Below are 21,068 nucleotides of genomic sequence, written 5' to 3'. Positions count from 1 at the left end.
GCCCGCCCGTCAGGAGCCGCCGAAGAGGCTGGCGCCGTGCTTCAGGAGTGCGTTGTACGCCCCCTCGTAGGTGGTCGGCAGGTCCTCGCCGGGCTCGCCGTACCGGGCCAGCAGCAGGCCCATCAGGCCGACGGCGGGCGGGCTCAGCGGCTTGTCGCGGTTCACGTGCGCCGGATGCGCCGGTGCCGACTCGGGGTTCGGGGGCAGGTACTGCGGCACCGTGGTCGGCCAGTCGCCGATCTGCCGCGGCTCGTCGAGGGTCAGCACCCCGAAGAGGTCCGGGGCGGAGGCGTCGCGAGCGGTCAGCGGCTCGAGGCCGTGCAGGGCGCTGAGGGTCCGGATCACGGCGCCGTGGTGCAGCTCGTCGTGCACGATCGTGCCGGCCCTCGTGTAGGCCGAGACCGCGATCGCCGGCACGCGGCAGCCGAGCCGGTCGAAGGCGAAGCCCATCTCGCCCTCGCGGCCGTCGCCCGGCGGAGTCGCCGACGGCGGGGGGACGTGGTCGTAGAGGCCGCCGTGCTCGTCGAAGGTCGCCAGCAGGAGCGTGTTCACCGCGTTCGAGCCGGTCGTGCTCGCGCTCTCCCGGATCGCCGAGTACACCTGGTGCAGCAGCAGCTCGCCGGCGCGGACGTCGGACAGCGCGCTGTCGTAGACGGGCGTGCCGTCGACCTCGTCCTCGTGCAGGACCCCGGTCGGCGGGTGCATGTCGTTGTGGTCGAAGACGAGCCGCGGCTCGAGGAAGGCGTAGTCGGGCAGCTCGCCGTTCTCCACGTCGGCGTAGAAGCGGTCCATCGTCGAGAAGTGGGTCTTCCAGTACTTCTCGAGCACCGGCGCGTGCAGGAAGCCGGTGTAGGAGACCACCTGCAGCGCGTCGAAGTAGACGCGCCAGGTCCTCCCCGCCTCCTCGAGGCGGTTGAACACCGTCGGCGCGTCGGCCAGGTCGTCCGCGAGCCACTTCTCGTAGCCGCCGCCCTGCTTGTTGGTGACGAAGCCGTGCGAGGTCGACGCGTGCAGGAAGGACCGGTTGCAGAAGGTCTGGGAGGGGACGGCGCAGAACCACTGGTCGAAGACGGCGAACTCGCGGGCGAGGGTGGAGAAGACGGGCAGCATCTCCGGTGAGAAGCCGCCCATGATCGTCCGCGCCTCCTCCGCAGTGGGCTCCTGCCCCTTCTTCATCACCCTCAGGTGCTGGACGTAGTCCTCGAGGAAGCCGCTCATCGTCGGGGCGGAGGCGTCGGCGGGCGCGTTGAAGGGCGCGGTCATGGCGCCGACGGTGCGGCCGGCGTTCTCGGGCGGATCCACCGTGCCGAAGAGCTGGGTGTTGACGTGCGGGTACTCCTCGCCCGGGTCCGGGTCGGGCTGGCGCATCACGGAGTCGGTGGCGCCCTCGTAGACGTGCGTGCCGACGGTCAGTCCCCCGGCGCTGGTGTTCGTCCGCTCGTCGGGGAGGAGGCCCTCGAAGCTCTCGCCCGCGGGCAGGTCGTCCGGTCCGTAGAGGCGGCCGAGGACGTTGTCGAAGGAGCGGTTCTCGAACATGATCACGACGACGTGGTCGAATCCCGGCTCCGTGCGGGCGGGCAGTCGCGGCTCCTCCTCGCGGCGGGGGCCGGAGGCGACGGCCGCGCCGATCGCGCCGCCGGCGAGGGCTCCGGCTCCGACTCCGGCGGCGGCGGTGCCGGCCAGGAAGCGGCGGCGCGAGCGGGAGCGGGGAGCTCCGTCGTCGCGCTCCGAGGGAGTCCGCTCGCTGATCATCTCCGCCGCCTCTCCTGCGCCGCCTGCGCCTGCTCGGAGTGTAGCGACGCGCCCGGGACGGCGGCTCGAACGCGGGCGAGCAGTCCGGCCTCCGGCTCGGGGTCGACGTGCGCGCGGCGGGCCGCGTCGCGGAGGCGCCGCCCGACCGGCGCGGGCGGCGCGAACGCCGGCGCCGTGCGGGGCCAGCGCGCGAGGGGGCGGTCGGGACCGCCGAGGAGTGCGGCCAGCTCTCGGACCTGCGGATCGACGAGCGCCCGGCGCACGCCCGCCCGGGCGCGGACGAGCTGCGCGGGAGTCTCCGGACCGAGCGGCACGCCGATCCGTGCACCCGAGGGGACGGCCGAGGCGAGCACGAGCGCCGGCACCGTGCCGGGCCGCTCCGCGCTCCCCCGCGCGGTGACGACGAGCAGCATCCGCCGCCCCGCCCGCTCCCCGTCGCGGACGGCGTCGAACACGACGTGCAGCAGCTGCTCCGCGAGGCGCGCATCGGCGGATCGATCGGTGCCGGCGGCTGCGGCGTCGGCGAAGTCGGCCGGATCGACGAGGGACCGCGACTCGACCAGGACGAGCGGAGGCAGGGTGCCGGCTGCGGCCTCGGCGGCCAGCGCGTCGACGGGAAGGAGGCGCCCGCCGCGGGAGCCGGCGGCGCCCGGATCGCGGTGGGGCCACTCCGGATCGGCGAGGAGCGTGGTCGAGACGCCCTGCCGCTCGTCGACCGCGAGAGCCCAGCCGGTGCCGGTCTCCCGGGCCGCGCGCAGGGCGGCCGGCAGCGGATCGCGGCCGTCGGCGCGCCAGTGGTCGGCCCGGGCGAAGGCCGTGGCGAGGAGCGCGTGCACCGGCAGCATCTCGGGGGCGAAGCGTGCGCCCGGAGGATCGTCCGGGCCGGGCGCGGTCATCACGGCGTCCGTGCCGCCGGTGAACACCGGGCCGTCCGGATCGTCGAGCGCGCCGAGGACCTGGTCGCGGCTGCGGCCGGCGAAGGAGAGCACGACCACGTGGTCGATCCGCCCGAGCACCTCGGCGGTCCGGCGCTCGGCGGCGGTGGGCCGAGCCGCGGCGTCGAGCGCGAGCGACGCTGCGTCGGCGAGGGAGCGGCGCAGGAACGCCCGCCGCTCCCCGCCGCCCGCGTCAGGCATCGGGCCCGGTCGGCTCCTCCGTGCTCGGGGCGGTCGTGTCCGGGACGGCGTCGGTCTCCGGCACGGCGTCGTCCTCCGGCGAGGCGTCGGAGCGCGATGCGCCGGCGACGTCCCCGTCCTGGCCGGCGGCGGCCTCCTCCGGAGCGTCGGCGGACGCCTCCTCCGGCAGCGCGATCGCGTCCGGTCCCTCCGTCACCAGGAGGTGGAACTCGGCCGCGGTGATGATCCGGAGCCCCAGGGCCTCGGCCTTGCCGAGCTTGCTGCCGGCGCCGGGACCGGCGGCGACGTAGTCGGTCTTCTTGGAGACGCTCGAGCCGGCCTTGCCGCCGGCCGCGAGGATGGCCTCCTGCGCCCCCTCGCGGGAGTACCCCTCCAGGCTGCCGGTCGCCACGACCGTGAGACCCGCGAGCACCCCGCCGGCGGCGTCCACGGCACCGGGACCGGGGTGGCCGGGCGTGGCGAAGCGCACTCCGGCCGCGGCCCAGCGGTCGACGATCTCGACGTGCCAGTCGACCTCGAACCAGGCGATCAGGGCGTCGGCGATGATCCCGCCCACCCCGTCGACCGCGGCGAGCTCGTCGCGGCTCGCCACGCGGATCGCGTCGAGCGAGCCGAAGTAGCCCGCCAGCGCGCGCGCGGCGACCGGGCCGACGTGCCGGATGCTGAGCGAGACCAGCAGGCGCCACAGCTCCTTGGTCTTCGCCCGCTCGATGTTCTCGATCAGCCGGAGGGCGTTGGTGGAGGGCACGGAGGCGGCGTCCCCCGCGAAGGCTCCCGCCTCCGGGTCGAAGGCGCCGTCCTTGGCGAGCTGCCGCTTGCGCTTGAAGGGCGTGACGACCTTCGGATCGCCCTTCGCGTCGAGCTTCTGCAGACCCGTCTCGGAGTCGCGGACGACGACCTCGATCGGGAAGAGATCGGCCAGCGTGAGCTCGAACAGGCCGGCCTCGGTCCGCAGCGGCGGCTCGGCGGGCACCAGGGGCTGGGTCAGGGCGGCGGCGCTGACCTCGCCGAGCGCCTCGATGTCGAGCGCGCCGCGGCTGCCGATGTGCTCGACGCGCCCGCGGACCTGCGCGGGGCAGGACTCCGCGTTGGGGCAGCGCAGGTCGACGTCGCCCTCCTTGGCCGGAGCGAGCGTGGTGCCGCACTCGGGGCACTGCGTCGGCATCACGAACTCGCGCTCGGAGCCGTCGCGGAGCTCCACCACCGGGCCGAGCACCTCGGGGATGACGTCCCCGGCCTTCCGCAGCACGACCGTGTCGCCGATGAGCACGCCCTTGGCCTTGACCACGTCGGCGTTGTGCAGCGTGGCCTGGCGCACCTCGGACCCCGCGACCTTCACCTTGGTCATCTGGGCGAACGGCGTCGCGCGGCCGGTGCGCCCGACGCTCACGACGATGTCGAGGAGCTTCGTGTGGACCTCCTCGGGCGGGTACTTGTAGGCGATCGCCCAGCGCGGCGCCCGGCTGGTGGCGCCGAGCTCGTCGTGCAGCTCGAGCTCGTCCACCTTCACGACCACGCCGTCGATCTCGTGCTCGACCGAGTGCCGCTCGCGGCCGTAGCGGTCGACGAAGGCGAGCACCTCCTCCACCGAGGCCGAGACGCGGTTGTGGCCGCTGACCGGCAGTCCCCAGGAGGAGAGGAGCCCGTAGACCTCGGACTGGGTCGCGACAGGCGGGTCCGGCCAGGCGCCGATGCCGTGCACGTAGAGCGCGAGGGAGCCGACGCGCGCCTCGCCGGCGCGCAGGTCGAGACCCGACTTCTTGTCGAGCTGCTGGCGGAGGCCGCCGCTCGCCGCGTTCCGCGGGTTGGCGAAGGTCGGGAAGCGCCGCAGTGCGCTCGTGCGCGCCTTCTCCTCCTCGAAGACGCCTCGGGTGGCGGGCGGGCGGGACGACCAGCGGGTCCGCGCCTCCTCGACCGCCTCGTCGCGCAGCGTCTCCTGGAGGGCGTTCAGCTCGGCGAAGGCGGCCACGGGGATGAAGACCTCGCCGCGGACCTCGACGAGTGCCGGGTGGCCCTCGCCGGAGAGGCGCTCGGGGATGCCCGCGACGCGGAGGGCGTTGACGGTGACGTCCTCGCCGGTGCGGCCGTCACCGCGGGTCGCCGCCGTGACGAGGCGGCCGTCCTCGTAGTGGAGGGAGATCGCGAGCCCGTCGATCTTGAGCTCCGTGAGCCAGGCGACGGGGCGGTCGGCCGAGGCCACCGTCTTCTCGCACCACTCGCGCAGCTCCTCGGCCGAGAACACGTTGTCGAGGGAGAGCATCCGCTCGGCGTGGTCGATCGGGGCGAGGCCCGCTCCGACGATCCCGCCGACGGTCCGCGTCGGCGAGTCCTCGGCGGCGAGCTCGGGGTGCTCGGCCTCGAGCGCGGCGAGCTCGCGCACCAGGGCGTCGTACTCGGCGTCGGACAGCGGCGAGGAGTCGGCCGCGTAGTAGTCGTCGCTCGCCGACCGGATCCGCGCCCGCAGCTCCTCGACGCGGGCGGCGGGCTCGACGGCGCTCACCGGAGCACCGCGGCGTCGGCCGCGACCGTGCGGTCGATCGTGCACTGGCCCAGCACGCGGGTGCCGAGGTAGACGACGGCCGTCTGGCCGGGGGCGACGCCGTCGAGCGGCGAGTCCGGAGTGATCACGAGCTCCACCCTGCCATCGACGTGCGACACCATCGCGGAGGCGGGGACCGGGTCGGCGTGCGCGCGGATCTGGACGTCGCAGCGGAAGGGCGCGTCCGCGTCCTCGGGAGCGGCGCCCGCCCAGGTGAACCGCTCGCCGGCGATCTCGCCGATGCGCAGAGCCTCGCGCGGACCGACCACGACCTCGTTGCTCACCGGCCGCACCTCCAGGACGAAGCGGGGCCGTCCGTCGGGCGCGGGGACGCCGAGGTGCAGGCCCCGGCGCTGGCCCACCGTGTACCCGTGGGCGCCCTCGTGGGAGCCGACCACCGCGCCGTCACGATCGACGACCGCTCCGGTCTCGGGGGCGACGCGCTCGGCGAGCCAGCCGCGGGTGTCGCCGTCGGGGATGAAGCAGATGTCGTAGCTGTCGGGCTTGCTCGCGACGCTGAGGCCCCGCTCGGCCGCCTCCGCGCGCACGATCGCCTTGGACGGCGTGGAGCCGAGCGGGAACATCGAGTGCCGAAGCTGCTGCTCCGTCAGCACGCCGAGGACGTAGGACTGGTCCTTCGCCTCGTCGCTCGCGCGGTGGAGCTCCGGGGAGCCGTCGGCGGCGGTGCGGAGGGAGGCGTAGTGGCCGGTGCAGACCGCGTCGAAGCCGAGGTCGAGAGCCTTCTCGAGCAGGGCGGCGAACTTGATCCGCTCGTTGCAGCGCATGCAGGGGTTCGGGGTGCGGCCCGCCGAGTACTCGGCGACGAAGTCGTCGACGACGTCCAGCTTGAACCGCTCGGAGAAGTCCCACACGTAGTACGGGATGCCGAGGACGTTCGCAGCGCGCTGCGCGTCCATCGAGTCCTCGATCGTGCAACACCCCCGGCTGCCGGTGCGCAGCGTGCCGGGCATCCTGCTCAGGGCGAGGTGCACGCCCACCACGTCGTGCCCCGCCTCCACCGCGCGGGCCGCGGCCACCGCCGAGTCCACTCCACCGCTCATCGCCGCCAGAACCTTCACCGTGCGAGTCTACGTTTCCCGCGGGCGCGGCCGGCAGGGGTTCAGGCGGGCAGCACCGCGCGGTTCGAGAGTCCGGCTCGGGCGGCGCGGGCGTAGGCGCTGGGCAGCGCGGCCAGGAGGGCGTCGACGTCCGCGTCGGTCGAGGTGTGGCCGAGCGTCATCCGGAGCACCCCGCGGGCCTCGTCCTCGCTCCGGCCGAGCGCGAGGACCACGTGCGAGGGCTCCGGGATCCCCGCCGTGCAGGCGGACCCGGTCGAGACGGAGACGCCCGCGGTGTCGAGGAGGAAGAGGAGGGAGTCGCCCTGCGCACCGGGGAAGGCGAGGTGCGCGTTGTTGGCGACCCGGCGTCCGGAGTCGAGGGCGGGCCCGGTCAGGGTCGCCCCCGGCACGGCGGCGAGGACGCCCGCGACGAGCCGGTCGCGCAGGGCGGCCAGGCGCTGCGCCTCCGCCGACAGCTCGGCGTCCGCCTCGACCGCGGCGGCGGCGAAGGCCGCGGCGCCGGGCACGTCCTGGGTGCCGGAGCGGACGCCCCGCTGCTGTCCGCCTCCGTGCAGCACCGGGACCACGCGGGCGTCGCGGGCGAGCACGAGCGCACCGGTCGCGATCGGCCCGCCGACCTTGTGACCCGAGACGCTGACGGCGGCCAGTCCCGCGCCGCGCCCGGAGCCGGAGGCGCGGCGGATCTCGGCGATCCGCAGCGGCACGTGTCCGAGGGCGGCGACCGCGTCGACGTGGAGGGGGACGCCGGCGCGGGCGCACACCGCCGCCAGCTCGGCGATCGGGTTGATCGTCCCGATCTCGTTGTTGACCCAGAGCACCGTGACCAGGGCGACCGATCCGGGATCCTTCTCCAGCGCCGCGGCGAGCGCCTCCGGCCGCAGGGTGCCCTCGTCGTCGAGAGGCAGCCACTCGAGGACGGCGCCCTCGTGCTCGGCGAGCCAGGCGGCCGAGTCGAGCGTCGCGTGATGCTCCCCCTCGGCGACCAGGACCCGGACGCGGGCCGGGTCCTCGCTCCGGCGCTGCCAGTAGAGGCCCTTGATCCCGAGGTTGACCGCCTCGGTGCCGCCGGCGGTGAGGATCACCTCGATCGGCTCGCAGCCGAGCACCCCCGCGAGCGCCGACCGGGCGTCCTCCAGCCGGCGGCGCGCCTCCTGGCCGGAGCCGTGGACGGAGGAGGGATTGCCGGCGTGGGCAGACGCCTCCGCGAACGCGGCGAGCGCCGAGGCCCGCAGCGGGGTGGTCGCGGCGTGGTCGAGGTAGATCACAGCAGCCTTTCGTCCCGCGTCGGCGGCACGGAGGGAGCCGGTGCCCGTCACTACTGTAAGTCGCATGACCTCTCACGATCCCCTGGCCCGGCTCGGCGTGACCGTGGACGATCAGGGCGGTGAGCTGCGGGTCTGGTCCCAGAGCGCGAGCGCCGTCGATCTGCTGCTGTACGACGAGAAGGATCCGACCTGGGTGACCCGCACGGTCCCGCTGGCGCGCGACGACGCCGCGGTCTGGTCCGCGCGCTCCGATCTGCTGGCCCCCGGCCGCCGCTACGCCCTGCGCGTCGACGGGCCGACGGGCCCCCGGCACCGCTTCGACCCCCGCCGGGCCCTGCTGGAGCCGTACTCCCGGGGCCTGCACCGGGTGGCGGAGAACGAGTGGCGCTCGGTCGTCGTGGACGACGCGTTCGACTGGGGCTCCTCCTCCCGGCCCGGCACCCCGATGGACCGCACCGTGATCTACGAGGCGCATGTGAAGGGGCTGACCCGGCTGAACCCGGCGCTGCCCGTGGAGCTGCGCGGCACCTACGCCGGCCTGGCGCACGAGTCGACGGTCTCGGCGCTGCTCGATCTGGGCGTGACGGCGGTCGAGCTGCTGCCCGTGCACGCGTTCGTGTCGGAGCAGCGCCTGCTGCGGCAGGGGCTGACCAACTACTGGGGCTACAACACGCTGAACTTCTTCGCCCCGCACGCCGCGTACGCCTCCTCCACCGCGCAGCGCGGCGGACCGACCGCGGTGCTCCGGGAGTTCAAGGGGATGGTGAAGCTCCTGCACGAGGCCGGCCTCGAGGTGATCCTGGACGTGGTCTACAACCACACCGCCGAGGAGGGGCCGGGCGGGCCGATGTCGAGCCTGCGCGGGATCGACGACGCCGGCTGGTACCGCCAGACGCCCGAGGGCCACTACGTGGACGTCACCGGCTGCGGGAACACGATCGACTTCGGCCGGCCCGCGGCGCAGCGCCTCGCGCTGGACTCGATGCGCTACTGGTCGGGCGAGGTCGGGATCGACGGCTTCCGGCTCGACCTGGCCGCGACCCTCGGCCGCGACGAGATCGCGCACTTCCGGAGCGACCACCCGCTGCTGCGGGCCGCGGTCGAGGATCCGGCGCTGGCCGGCGTGAAGATGATCGCCGAGCCCTGGGACGTGGGAATGGGCGGCTGGCAGACCGGGAACTTCCCGGCCGGGTGGTCGGAGTGGAACGACCGCTACCGCGACCGCGCCCGCAACTTCTGGCTCTCGGACATCGACTACGCCCGCCGCGCCGGCACGGCCCCCGTCGGCATCGGCGGCTTCGCGACCCGGCTCTCGGGCTCCTCCAACACCTTCTCGGCGGAGCGGGGCCCCCTCGCGTCGGTCAACTTCGTCACCGCGCACGACGGCTTCACGCTGGCGGACCTCGTCTCGTACAACGTCAAGCACAACATCGGCAACGGCGAGTCGAACCGCGACGGAGCCGACACCAACCGCTCCTTCAACCACGGCTTCGAGGGCCCCACCACCGACGAGCGGATCACGCTGGCGCGGCGCAAGGCGATGCGGAACCTCCTGGGCACCCTGCTGCTGTCGGCCGGCGTGCCGATGATCGCGGCGGGCGACGAGACCGGGCGCAGCCAGCGCGGCAACAACAACGCCTACTGCCAGGACTCGGACCTGACCTGGGTGCGCTGGGAGGGCCTGGCCGACTGGCAGCTCGCGCTCCGCGCGCACACGCGCACCCTGCTGCGCCTGCGGCGCGAGCACCCGGCGCTGCGTCCCTCCCGCTACGGCAGCGGCGACGCGAGCGAGCCGGGCGCCACGACCATGACGTGGTTCGACGCCCACGGGCGCGGGATGAGCGAGCACGACTGGACCTCCGCCGCCAACCGGACGTTGCAGTACCTCGCAGCCTCGACGCCGGTCGAGGGCGAGCCGGACCGTGTCCTGCTGGTGGTGCACGGCGTCGAGCAGGACACCACGGTCGTGCTCGCCGACGGCGAGGGGGTCACCGGCTACACGCGCCTGTGGAACAGCGAGGAGCCGGAGCCGCTGGAGCACGGCGAGTCGTTCGAGCCGGGGCAGGTCATCCGCGTGGCCGGCACCTCGATGCAGCTCTTCGCCGCGCACGGGCCGGCGGCCGAGCAGGACGCCTGATGGCGCGGAGCGGGCCGGGAACCCCGGCGACCGTCGCGCTGACGGCGGCGGGTGTCCCCTTCACTCCCCGCCAGTACCGGCACGACCCGGCCACGACGCGCTACGGGCTCGAGGCGGCCGAGGCGCTCGGCGTCGAGCCGGAGCGCGTGTTCAAGACCCTGATGGTCGATGTGGACGGCGAGCTCGTGGTGGGCGTCGTGCCCGTCACCGGCTCGCTCGGGCTGAAGGAGCTCGCGGCCGCGGTCGGAGGCAGGCGGGCGGCGATGGCCGACCCCGTGCTGGCCCAGCGCCGGACCGGCTACGTGCTCGGCGGCATCTCGCCGCTCGGGCAGAGGACGCGGCACCGCACCGTGATCGACGAGACCGTCGAGCTCCACGACACGGTGCTCGTGTCGGGCGGGCGCCGGGGCTTCGACATCGAGCTCGCCCCCGCCGACCTCGTCGCCGCGACGGCCGCCCTCCTCGCCGACATCGCGCGCTGACCCCTGCTCCCCCGCCGTCCTCCTCCGGGCGCCGTCCTCCTCCCGCGAGACCCCGTCCCGGTCCGCGAGGCGCCGAGGAAGGCGCACCGGAGCGGCATCTCGCGGAGAGGGACCGGGCGGGGTCAGCCGGCGGCGGCGGCCAGGCCCAGCTCGGCGGAGCGGGCCAGGAGGGGATGCCGCGGCACGACGCGGACGGTGTAGCCGAAGGATCCGCTGCGGTCGAGGGTGACCACTCCGGCGTAGGGCACGCGCCCGACCGCGTCGGCCGGCACCACGGCACCCGACTCCTCGACCACCTCGAGCTCGTGGTGGCGGACCTCGGTGAGCGAGCCGTCAGCGGACGTCGTCCCGTAGACGACCTCGACCGAGACGTCCGCCGGCGAGAGCTCGCCCAGGCGCACGCCCGCCCGCACGGCGAGCCGGTCCCCGCGCTGGGGCACCGCGTCGATCCCGCCGGATTCGACGGACGCGACCGCGACCCCGGGCCAGCCGGCGCGGACCCGCCGCTTCCAGCTCGCCAGCTCCTTGGCCGGCTCGAAGTGGTCGGCGGCGACGGCGCGCCCTGCCTCGGCGGCCGGCGAGTAGAGCGCCTCGACGTACTGGCGCACCATCCGCTCGGCGGAGAGCTCGGGCGAGAGGGTCGCGAGGGTGTGCCGGATCGACCGCACCCACCGCCGGGGCACGCCGTCGTGATCGCGCTCGTAGTAGCGCGGCACGACCTCGGTCTCGAGCAGCTCGTAGAGCGCCTCGGCCTCGAGCGTGTCGCGGGCCTCCGGGTCGAGCGCGCGGTCGGAGGAGGGGATCGCCCAGCCGTTCTCGCCGTCGAAGTACTCGTTCCACCAGCCGTCGAGGATCGAGAGGTTGAGCGAGCCGTTGAGCGCCGCCTTCATCCCCGAGGTGCCGCACGCCTCGAGCGGGCGCAGCGGGTTGTTGAGCCAGACATCGGTGCCCGGGTAGAGCAGCTGCGCCATCGCGATGTCGTAGTCCGGCAGGAAGACGATCCTGCGGCGCACGTCCGGCTCCTGCGCGAAGCGGACGAGCCGCTGGATCAGGCGCTTCCCCTCCTCGTCGGCCGGGTGGGACTTGCCCGCGATGACGATCTGGATCGGGTGCTGCGGGTGGGTGAGCAGCGCACGCAGACGCTCGGGGTCGTGGAGCATCAGGGTCAGCCGCTTGTAGGTCGGCACCCGCCGCGCGAAGCCGATGGTGAGCACGTCCGGGTCCAGCAGCTCGTCGAGCCAGGCCGGCGGGAGGCCGCCCGGGTTCTGCTCGCGCCAGGAGCGGGCGGCCCGGCGGCGGGCGTCCCGCACCAGCTGCTCCCGCATCGCCCGGCGCGCGGCCCACAGCTCGGTGTCGCCGAGCGAGCCCGAGGCCCAGTCGGCCCGCGTCGTGTCGTCGGTGCCGAGCCGCTCCTCCGCGAGCCGCCGGAGGATCGGATCGGTCCAGGTGGCCGCGTGGACGCCGTTCGTCACCGAGCCGATCGGCACCTCCGCCGTCTCGAAGCCGGGCCAGAGGCTCGAGAACATCGAGCGGCTGACCTCGCCGTGCAGCGTCGAGACGCCATTGGAGCGCTGCGCGAGCCGCAGGCCCATGTACGCCATGTTGAACGCCGTCCCGGAGTCCCCCGGCTCGGCGCCCAGCGCGAGCACGTCCTCGACCTGCACGCCCGGGAGCAGCTCCGTGGAGAAGTACTCCTCGATCATCCCGCGGTCGAAGCGGTCGATGCCCGCCGGCACCGGAGTGTGCGTGGTGAAGACCGTGCTCGCCCGCACCACCTGGAGAGCCTGGTCGAAGTCCAGGCCCGCGCCGATCAGGCCGGAGATGCGCTCGAGCCCCTGGAAGCCGGCGTGCCCCTCGTTGGTGTGGAACACCTCCGGGAGGACGCCGCCCGAGACCTCGGCCCAGAGTTCGAGCGCGCGGACCCCGCCGATGCCCAGCAGCAGCTCCTGCAGCAGGCGGTGCTCGCCCCCGCCGCCGTAGAGGCGGTCGGTGACGGAGCGGAGCGAGTCCTCGTTCTCGGGGATGTCGGTGTCGAGCAGGAGGAGGGTCACCCGGCCGACCTCCGCGCGCCAGACCCGGGCGTAGAGCGCGCGCCCCTCGGGGAGCGCCAGCACGATGCGGGCGGGCGAGCCGTCGGCGAGACGGACGACGCGCAGCGGCAGCCCGTCGGGATCGAGCGAGGGGTAGGACTCGAGCTGCCAGCCGTCGGCGGAGAGCTTCTGCGAGAAGTAGCCCGACCGGTAGAAGAGGCCCACGCCGGTGAGCGGCACGCCCAGGTCCGAGGAGGCCTTCAGGTGGTCGCCCGCGAGGATGCCGAGTCCGCCGGAGTACTGGGGCAGCGCCGCCGCGATGCCGAACTCCGGCGAGAAGTAGGCGATCGAGCGCGGGGCGGACTCCGGCAGCGACTGGTACCACCGCGGCTCGGTGCGGTAGCGCTCCAGCTCGTCGCGGAGGCGCCACGCCTCGTCGACGAAGCCCTGGTCCCCCGCCAGCTCGGCGAGGCGCTCGGGGCTCACTGCTCCGAGCAGAGCGGTGGGGTCCGCTCCCCCGCGCCGCCACAGCTCCGGATCGACCCGCTCGAACAAGCGCCGGGCGGGCTCGTGCCAGGCCCAGCGGAGATTGCCCGCCAGATCGCCCAGAGCCGAGAGCTCGGGCGGGAGGACGGAGCGGACGATGAAGCGGCGGATCGCCTTCACGGCACCCCTCGACTCTCTGCGGACCCCGGAGCGCCCGGTCGCGGAGCACCGGGGCGGTCGCGCTCGGTCACCCTAGCGGACCCCGACCACCGCGGATCGGCGGGACGCGGACCCGCCTCGACGCTCCGGCACGCGCTCCCCAAGTCCGTTTGCACAGGCCCGAGCGCGGGCGCAAGCGTCGTGTGCGAGCCGCCGCCGGTCGCTACTGTCGTGACGTGGCTCAGATACCTTTCGGCAAGGCTCAGAACGGCAAGGACGCACGGCGAGCGGGTCGCGGACGCGCACCCCAGGAGGCGTCGGCGCCTCCCGAGACGGCCGCCCCGGTGACCGCGGACGCACCCCACGCGTCGCCGGCGACCGCGACGACCGGGAGCGGCTACCGCGTCCGGGCCGAGCGCCTGCCGATCATCGACCCGCAGCCGCGGCTCGAGGACGACCGCTGGCCCGCGAAGGCGTTCGTCGGCGAGGTCGTCCCCTTCGCTGCCACGGCCTTCCGCGAGGGGCACGACCTCATCGGCGTCGACCTCCTGCTGCGCTCGCCGTCCGGGGCCGAGTCGGAGCACCGCATGTCGCTCCTCGCGACCGGCACCGACCGCTACGGGCGCCTCGTGGCCCTCGACGAGGAGGGCGATTGGAGCTACCGCATCCGCGCCTACGCCGACGACTGGGCGACCTGGCTCCACACGGCCGAGGTCAAGATCCCGGCCGGCCTGGACATCGACGTCACCTTCGCCATCGGCGAGGGCCTGCTGCGCAGCGGCGCCGACGACTCCTCGCGGCCCGAGGGCGAGCGCAGCCTGCTCTCCGACACCGCCGCCCGCGTCGGCGACACCACGCTGAGCGCCGAGGAGCGCCTCGCCGCGGCGACCGGTCCCGCCGTCCACGGCGCGCTCGACGCCCGCCCGGTGATGAGCCTCACGAGCGTCTCGGAGCCGCGCACCGTCCACGTCGAGCGCACCCGCGCCGGCGTCGGCGCCTGGTACGAGTTCTTCCCCCGCTCCGAGGGCGCCGTGCGCCACGAGGACGGGACCGTGACCAGCGGATCCTTCCGCACCGCGATCGACCGCCTCCCCGCTGTGGCCGCGATGGGCTTCGACGTGCTCTACCTGCCGCCGATCCACCCCATCGGCCGCTCCTTCCGCAAGGGCCCGAACAACACGCTCGACGCCGGCGAGAACGACCCCGGCTCGCCGTGGGCGATCGGCTCGGCCGAGGGCGGCCACGACGCGATCCACCCGGACCTCGGCACCGAGGACGACTTCCGCGCCTTCCACGCCGCGGTCGAGGCCGCGGGCCTCGAGCTCGCCCTCGACTTCGCCCTGCAGGCCTCGCCCGACCATCCCTGGGTCACCAGCCACCCCGAGTGGTTCACGACCCTCCCCGACGGCTCGATCGCCTACGCCGAGAACCCGCCGAAGAAGTACCAGGACATCTACCCGATCAACTTCGACAACGACCCCGAGGGCATCCGTCAGGAGTCGCTGCGGGTCCTGCGGCACTGGATCGACCTGGGCGTGCGGATCTTCCGCGTCGACAATCCCCACACGAAGCCGCTCGACTTCTGGGAGTGGATCATCCACGAGGTCAACGCCGAGCACCCCGAGGTCGTCTTCCTCGCGGAGGCGTTCACCCGCCCCGCGATCATGCGCGCGCTCGGCAAGGTCGGCTTCCAGCAGTCGTACTCGTACTTCACCTGGCGCAACACCAAGGAGGAGCTCGGCGAGTTCTTCACGAGCATCTCCCACGAGACGGCCGACTACATGCGGCCGAACCTCTTCGTGAACACTCCGGACATCCTCACCGAGTACCTCCAGTACGGCGGCCGCTCGGCGTACAAGGTGCGGGCGGCCCTGGCCGCGACCGCGTCGCCGCTGTGGGGGGTCTACGCCGGCTACGAACTGGTCGAGAACGTCGCTCGCCCGGGCGCCGAGGAGAACATCGACAACGAGAAGTACGAGTACAAGACGCGCGACTGGGCCGGCGCTGAGGAGTCGGGCCGCTCGCTGGCGCCGTACATCACGCGCCTCAACGAGATCCGGCGCTCGCACCCCGCGCTCGGGCAGCTGCGGAACCTGCACGTGCACGGCAGCGACGACGACGCGATCCTCGTCTACTCCAAGCACCTGCAGGCCGCGTTCACGGGCACCGGGACCGACGACACGATCATCGTCGTCGTCAACACCGACCCGCACTCGGCCCGCGAGACCACGGTCCACCTCGACCTGCCCGCGATCGGGCTCGACTGGAGCGCGACCTTCGAGGTCGAGGACCTGATCACCGGCGCCGTCTGGACCTGGGGCAGCGACGACTACGTGCGGCTCGACTCGTTCGTCGAGCCCGTGCACATCCTGAGCGTGAAGGCGGACGAGCGATGAGCGGAACCACCCCCGAGGGCACGAGCCCGGCCGAGGAGGCGGGCCTCAGCGCGCACGCCGAGACGGTCCCCACGACGGGCACCAGCTCGGCGACCACCTCCGGCCACGGCGCGCACGTCGCCGACGCGGCACCCGACGCACGACAGCACCCCGGAGCGGACGGCGAGAACGCGCGCAGCTACGCGGTCGAGACGGTCCCGGAGGCGCCTCAGCCGGTCGCGGGCGACGACGCCGTGACCGTCGAGCGCGACGCCGACGACGCGGAGTCCGCTCCGGTCGGCAGCGGGGCCGAGGGCGACCTGCCCGACGACACGGACGCCGCCGATTCCGTCGCAGCCGACAGCGCCGCTCCCCTCGAGACGACCGCCGGCCCCGCCGAGGCGACCGCGGACCCCGCGACCGCTTCGGGCCCCGTCGACGGCACCGCGGCGATCGCGCTGCCCGACATCCCGGAGTGGGTGCTGCAGCAGCTCGCCACCGGCAGCAACGCGCTCCCCCACGACGTCCTGGGCCAGCACCTCGTCGCGGCCCCCGGCGTCTCCGACCCGGTGACGGTCGTCCGCGTGCGCCGCCCGCTCGCCGAGAAGGTCGCCGTGGTGCTCGCCACCGGCGCCCGCGTCGAGCTGAGCCACCTCAGCGACGGGATCTGGCAGGGCTTCCACGTCCTCGGTCCGCAGGCGTACACGGTCGAGGCCCGCTACGGCGGCGGCGGCGAGTGGACCGCGGAGGACCCCTACCGGTTCTCGAAGACGGTCGGCGACTTCGACCTCTACCTCATCGGCGAGGGCCGCCACGAGCGTCTCTGGGAGGCGCTCGGTGCCCGCCACCGCGAGCACGAGGGGATCTGGGGCACGAGCTTCGCCGTCTGGGCCCCGCACGCCCAGGCCGCTCGGGTCGTCGGCGACTTCAACGACTGGAACGGCGAGGGCCACTCCCTCCGCAACCTCGGGACGACCGGGGTCTGGGAGATCTTCGTCCCGGGCGTCGAGCCCGGAGCCTCCTACAAGTTCGACCTGCTCTCGCGCGACGGCCACTGGGTCCGCAAGGCCGACCCGATGGCCCGCGCCACGGAGGTGCCGCCCGCGACGGCGTCCAAGGTCCCCGTCTCGCACCACCAGTGGGGCGACTCCGGCTGGATGGAGAAGCGAGCCTCGGTCGATCCGCACACGCAGCCGCTCAGCGTCTACGAGATGCACCTCGGCTCCTGGCGTCCGGGACTGGGCTACCGCGACCTCGCGGACCCGCTGATCGAGTACGTCACCGAGCTCGGCTTCACGCACGTGGAGTTCATGCCGCTCGCCGAGCACCCGTTCGGCGGCTCCTGGGGCTACCAGGTCACCGGCTACTACGCCGCCTCGAGCCGCTTCGGCACGGCCGACGACCTCAAGTACCTGATCGACCGTCTGCACCAGGCCGGCATCGGCGTCATCGTCGACTGGGTGCCCGGGCACTTCCCGAAGGACGACTTCGCCCTCGCCCGCTTCGACGGCGAGCCGCTCTACGAGCACCCGGACTGGCGCCGCGGCGAGCAGATGGACTGGGGCACCTACGTCTTCGACTTCGGGCACACCCAGGTGCGCAACTTCCTCGTCGCGAACGCCCTGTTCTGGCTCGAGGAGTTCCACGTCGACGCCCTGCGCGTGGACGCCGTCGCCTCGATGCTCTACCTCGACTACTCCCGCAAGGAGGGCGAGTGGCTGCCGAACCAGTACGGCGGACGCGAGCACCTCGAGGCGATCAGCTTCCTCCAGGAGGTCAACGCCACGGCCTACAAGCTGCACCCCGGCATCATGATGATCGCCGAGGAGTCGACGAGCTGGCCCGGCGTCACCCAGCCCACCAGCTCCGGCGGCCTCGGCTTCGGGCTCAAGTGGAACATGGGCTGGATGCACGACTCGCTCGACTACATGGCGAACGATCCGCTGTGGCGCCAGTACCACCTGGGCGAGATCACCTTCTCGTTCGTCTACGCCTTCAGCGAGAAGTTCGTCCTGCCGATCAGCCACGACGAGGTCGTGCACGGCAAGGGCTCGCTGATCCAGAAGATGCCGGGCGACCACTGGCAGCAGCTCGCGAACGTGCGCGCCTACCTCGCCTTCATGTGGGCCCATCCCGGCAAGCAGCTGCTCTTCATGGGCCAGGAGTTCGGCCAGTACTCCGAGTGGAGCGAGGAGCGGGGCCTGGACTGGTGGATCCTCGATCAGCCGAGCCACCGCGGTCTCTGGAGCCTCGTCGGTCAGCTGAACCGCGTGTACCGCGACTCGCCGTCGCTCTGGGAGCTCGACCACGAGCAGTCGGGCTTCGAGTGGATCGACGGCGGCGCGGCGGCGGCCAACGTCGTCTCGTTCCTGCGCAAGGACAGCGAGGGTCGCCCGATCGCCGTCATCGCCAACTTCTCGGGCTCGCCCGTGCACGGCTACCGCGTGAGCCTGCCCACGGCCGGCCGCTGGGAGGAGCTCGTCAACACGGACGCCGAGATCTACGGCGGCAGCGGAGTCGGGAACTTCGGAGCGGTCGAGGCTCGCGAGGAGCCGTGGGCCGGCCGCCCGGCTTCCGCCGAGCTGGTCCTGCCCCCGCTGGCCGTGCTCTACCTGCGACCCGCCGACTGATCGGTCCCCGCACGGAAGAGGCCGCCCGCCGCGACGATCGTCGCGAGCGGGCGGCCTCTCGGCGTTCCGGCCGGCGTCAGTAGAGCAGGCCGGTGAGCCGGGCCCGAGCCTTGTTGACGCGCGGGTCGGTCTGACCGACGATCTCGAAGAGCTCCAGGAGGCGCGCGCGGACGGCGGCCTTCCCGTCGGCGTCGAGCCGCGGGAACATCGAGAGCAGCCGGTCGAAGGCGTCCTCGACGTGGCCGCCCGAGACGTCCAGGTCGGCGACGGCGAGCTGCGCGTCGAGGTTCGACGGCTCGGCCGCGGCGGTCGAGCGGATGTCGTCGAGCGTGCGGCCCTGGAGGCGGGCCAGCAGCCGCACCTGGGCGAGACCGGCGACGGCGAGGTCGTCGCGCGGGTTCTGCGCGATGGCGGTCTCGTACTCGGTGATCGCCGCGGCGTAGTCGCCCCGGTCGATCGCGTCGTAGGCCTCCTGGTGGTGCGGCGGCAGCGGCTCCGGCTCGGGCTCCGCGCCCTCGGCGGGAGCGGCTCCACCCACCGGCACCGTGCCCGTCACACCGTTCTGAGCCGCGAGCTGGAGGACCTGCTCGAGCAGGTCGCGCAGCTGCTCCTCGGCGACGAGGCCGCTGAACAGGGGCACCGGGCGGCCGCCGATGATCGCGGCGACCGTCGGCACGGACTGCACCTGGAACGCCTGCGCCAGCTGCGGGCTCGACTCCACATCGACCCCGACGAGCACGAACGCGCCGGCGTACGAGACGACGACCTTCTCGAGCAGCGCGGTCATGCTCTGGCTCTGGTCCGACCAGGAGCCGCGCAGGTCGACGATCACCGGCACGCGCGACGAGAGCTGGACCACCTGGTCGAACTCGGCGTCGCCGGCGGTCAGCAGCAGCGGATTCGCGCCGGGCGCGCCTCCGGGAGCGGCGGGCGCGGCCGGGGCGCCGGCGGAGGCGGCGGGCGGGGTGCGGCGGTTCACCAGCGACGAGAGGTCGACGGCGCCGCGGAGGTTTCCGGGCAGGGGCGGGACGGTGCTCACGGCAGCTGCACCACCGAGACGAGTCCCTGGCTCCATCCGAGCATCACGATCTTCTCCTCCGATCCGACGGGCGGTACGTAGAACAGCAGTTGGTATCCGTAGGTGGTCTCGATGCCGGTCGTCGACTTGTCCGTGCCCAGCAGGGTCTGCGAGGCGCCGGAGGTCGAGACGGTCGAGCCCTCGGCAGTGGGGCGGACGGTCGACGTCTCGGCGATGCTCGCCGCGACGAGGGCCCCCGAGTCGTTCGTCGCGAGCGCGATCGTCGGCGACGTGCCGGCGGCGTTCGAGAACTCGATCGAGGCGGTGTCCGGGAGCGCCTCGCGGTCGGCGTTCTTCTTGTCGACGCCGACCTGCCCCCGGAGGGTGTCGCCGTCGGCCGCGAAGAGCTCGGCGTACTGGCTCGAGTCGCCGTTGGCGAGCACGTCCGCGTACGCGGAGCCGACCGACTGCGGGGCGAGCTTCATCAGGCGCGAGTCGGGCGCCACGATCGACGTGCCGACGGTGACGGGCGCGACGTCGGGGATGCGCGCGTTGGCCTCGAGCGAGATGGCGTAGTCGACCTTGTAGTCGACGCGCGGGCTCGCCTGGCTCATCATCAGCGCGATCGGGGCCTGGGTGGAGTCCGTCGAGTTCTGCACGACGGCGGTCACCAGGCGCGGCCACGACTCCGTGTCCTGCGGGAGCACCAGGCTCACCGGGGAGGCCGGGATCGTCTGCGGCGGGTCGATCGTCCCGCCCTTGGCGACGACGTCGTAGTTCGTGGTGCGCTCGGTGAGCGCCTCGCCCTGGAAGCGCTCGGCGAGGATCCCGGCGTCCCGGGCGGCGTCGGCGCGCGACGCGACATCGGCGACCTCGGCGACGACGGCCTCCGCCTGCTGCGTGGTGACCACGGGGGTCGGCTCGGCCGAGACCGGCTCTGCCCCCGCGGTCGCCGTGGCGGACGCGGTCGGCGCCTCGCTCGCGCCCGCGGCGAGATCAGGCCAGTAGTCGGAGCTGCAGCCGGAGAGGAGGACGGTCGTCCCGAGGACGACGGGCAGCACCAGGGCCGCCCGGCGGCGCGAGGGCGCCGGCGACGCCGTGGAGGCCTGGATCCCGGCACGCGGCCGGGGACGGCGGGCACCGCGGGGAATCCGGCCCTGCGGTCCCTTCCGGCGCGGGCCGTGCTGGCGGCGCAGGTGGACGAAGGCCCAGATGTAGAGGACGAGGCCGAGGAGGAGGAACACGGCTCCTCCGAGCAGCAGCGGGCCGGCGAGGGGCGTCGCGGTGTCCACGGGCCAGCTGACGCGCACGGAGTCGGCTGCCGGCGCGGTGCCGTCGCTCGCGATGAGGATGGAGACGTCCTCCGGCACGTCGAGCGCCAGGGTCACGCTGCCGCTCCCCTCGAACTCCTCGAGCCAGAGGTCGGAGCCGCGCGGATCGACGACCGCCGCGTCGGCGGTCTCGACGTCGGAGGAGAGCTGGACGCGCTCGCCCGTCTCCTCCGCGGAGGTGAGGGAGTCGTCGGCGCGCTCGTAGCCGATGGCGTCGTAGCTCGAGCCGCCCACCCAGCCCAGCACGTCGGAGGTCCGGGCGTAGGCGACGACGAGGTCGCCGCTGCCCTCGACCGTGATCGTCTGGCGTCCCGGGTTGGCGCCCAGGGTGCTGCCGTCGATCACCGCGTAGGGAGCGGAGGAGTCGAGCGCGGTCTCGGCGGTGAGGGACTCCGGAGGAGCCCAGACCGTCCGCTGACCGATGCCGAGCACGATCATCGCGGCAGCGATGACGGTGGCGATGATGGCGAAGACGAACCGCACGAAAGAACTCCTCCTGCGTTGCCGGATCGGGGTGACGGCCGGGGCCGGCTCGGGGTACGCAGCCGGACCGGGGCGCGACGGCAACAGACAAAGACAGTCCACGATAGCCGATGCCCTCGCTCCGATGCCCGGGAGAAGCCGAGAGTGCGGCCCGGGCGGCGCGCGG

At 73.7% G+C, this 21,068-nt stretch carries 12 protein-coding genes; 4 read left to right on the top strand and 8 right to left on the bottom strand.

Features of this window, described 5'->3' with window-relative positions:
- Positions 1 to 9 precede the first annotated feature (9 nt).
- Genes C5D50_RS11740 through C5D50_RS11720 form a run of 5 tightly spaced genes read right to left on the bottom strand, consistent with a single transcriptional unit; the run spans position 10 to position 7,771 of the window.
- Positions 10 to 1,752, bottom strand: a complete 1,743-nt coding sequence (locus tag C5D50_RS11740) for an alkaline phosphatase family protein (protein ID WP_104283579.1) — start codon at positions 1,750 to 1,752, stop codon at positions 10 to 12.
- Complete coding sequence (locus C5D50_RS11735) at positions 1,749 to 2,888, bottom strand: hypothetical protein (protein WP_104283578.1); 1,140 nt, start codon at positions 2,886 to 2,888, stop codon at positions 1,749 to 1,751. The genes C5D50_RS11740 and C5D50_RS11735 overlap by 4 nt, the downstream gene beginning before the upstream one ends.
- On the bottom strand, positions 2,881 to 5,388 hold the full coding sequence (ligA, locus tag C5D50_RS11730; protein ID WP_104289011.1) for an NAD-dependent DNA ligase LigA: 2,508 nt from the start codon (positions 5,386 to 5,388) through the stop codon (positions 2,881 to 2,883). Before ligA ends, C5D50_RS11735 begins: the two co-directional genes overlap by 8 nt.
- On the bottom strand, positions 5,385 to 6,506 hold the full coding sequence (mnmA, locus tag C5D50_RS11725; protein WP_181065512.1) for a tRNA 2-thiouridine(34) synthase MnmA: 1,122 nt from the start codon (positions 6,504 to 6,506) through the stop codon (positions 5,385 to 5,387). Before mnmA ends, ligA begins: the two co-directional genes overlap by 4 nt.
- A 41-nt stretch (positions 6,507 to 6,547) precedes the next feature.
- A complete protein-coding gene (locus C5D50_RS11720; RefSeq protein WP_308471098.1) occupies positions 6,548 to 7,771 on the bottom strand; it encodes a cysteine desulfurase family protein in 1,224 nt (407 codons plus the stop codon).
- A 64-nt stretch (positions 7,772 to 7,835) separates the two neighbouring features.
- Between C5D50_RS11720 and glgX the strand changes: the two genes are divergently transcribed.
- Together glgX and ybaK are read left to right on the top strand one after the other, a co-directional pair.
- Positions 7,836 to 9,908, top strand: a complete 2,073-nt coding sequence (gene glgX, locus C5D50_RS11715) for a glycogen debranching protein GlgX (RefSeq protein WP_104283575.1) — start codon at positions 7,836 to 7,838, stop codon at positions 9,906 to 9,908.
- On the top strand, positions 9,908 to 10,390 hold the full coding sequence (ybaK, locus tag C5D50_RS11710; protein WP_104226855.1) for a Cys-tRNA(Pro) deacylase: 483 nt from the start codon (positions 9,908 to 9,910) through the stop codon (positions 10,388 to 10,390). The genes glgX and ybaK overlap by 1 nt, the downstream gene beginning before the upstream one ends.
- Before the next feature lie 122 nt (positions 10,391 to 10,512).
- Here the strand turns inward: ybaK and glgP are convergent, their stop codons facing one another.
- On the bottom strand, positions 10,513 to 13,086 hold the full coding sequence (gene glgP, locus C5D50_RS11705; protein WP_104283574.1) for an alpha-glucan family phosphorylase: 2,574 nt from the start codon (positions 13,084 to 13,086) through the stop codon (positions 10,513 to 10,515).
- Between the two features lie 224 nt (positions 13,087 to 13,310).
- On the opposite strand from glgP, the gene C5D50_RS11700 reads away from it, so the two are divergent.
- Both C5D50_RS11700 and glgB read left to right on the top strand, forming a co-directional pair.
- Positions 13,311 to 15,461, top strand: a complete 2,151-nt coding sequence (locus C5D50_RS11700; RefSeq protein ID WP_374955348.1) for an alpha-1,4-glucan--maltose-1-phosphate maltosyltransferase — start codon at positions 13,311 to 13,313, stop codon at positions 15,459 to 15,461.
- Positions 15,458 to 18,070, top strand: coding sequence for a 1,4-alpha-glucan branching protein GlgB (gene glgB, locus C5D50_RS11695; RefSeq protein ID WP_104283573.1), 2,613 nt, complete (start codon positions 15,458 to 15,460; stop codon positions 18,068 to 18,070). The genes C5D50_RS11700 and glgB overlap by 4 nt, the downstream gene beginning before the upstream one ends.
- 76 nt (positions 18,071 to 18,146) lie before the next feature.
- Here glgB and C5D50_RS11690 read toward each other — a convergent pair whose 3' ends face one another.
- Both C5D50_RS11690 and C5D50_RS11685 read right to left on the bottom strand, forming a co-directional pair.
- Positions 18,147 to 19,109, bottom strand: a complete 963-nt coding sequence (locus C5D50_RS11690) for a tetratricopeptide repeat protein (RefSeq protein ID WP_104283572.1) — start codon at positions 19,107 to 19,109, stop codon at positions 18,147 to 18,149.
- Positions 19,106 to 20,902: a hypothetical protein gene (locus tag C5D50_RS11685; RefSeq protein ID WP_104283571.1), complete on the bottom strand. Its 1,797-nt coding sequence runs from the start codon at positions 20,900 to 20,902 to the stop codon at positions 19,106 to 19,108. The genes C5D50_RS11690 and C5D50_RS11685 overlap by 4 nt, the downstream gene beginning before the upstream one ends.
- Between the last annotated feature and the right edge of the window lie 166 nt (positions 20,903 to 21,068).

The organism is Rathayibacter sp. RFBD1 (assembly GCF_002932915.1).
Taxonomy (GTDB): Bacteria; Actinomycetota; Actinomycetes; order Actinomycetales; family Microbacteriaceae; genus Rathayibacter.
Note: the sequence above shows the minus strand (reverse complement) of the source record. Positions and strands in the feature narration are given on the sequence as shown.

Bases quoted from the DNA above. Each gene is read 5' to 3' on its own strand.
- C5D50_RS11740 (WP_104283579.1), bottom strand. From the start codon at position 1,752: ATGATCAGCGAGCGGACTCCCTCGGAGCGCGACGACGGAGCTCCCCGC.
- C5D50_RS11735 (WP_104283578.1), bottom strand. From the start codon at position 2,888: ATGCCTGACGCGGGCGGCGGGGAGCGGCGGGCGTTCCTGCGCCGCTCC.
- glgX (WP_104283575.1), top strand. From the start codon at position 7,836: ATGACCTCTCACGATCCCCTGGCCCGGCTCGGCGTGACCGTGGACGAT.
- ybaK (WP_104226855.1), top strand. From the start codon at position 9,908: ATGGCGCGGAGCGGGCCGGGAACCCCGGCGACCGTCGCGCTGACGGCG.
- glgB (WP_104283573.1), top strand. From the start codon at position 15,458: ATGAGCGGAACCACCCCCGAGGGCACGAGCCCGGCCGAGGAGGCGGGC.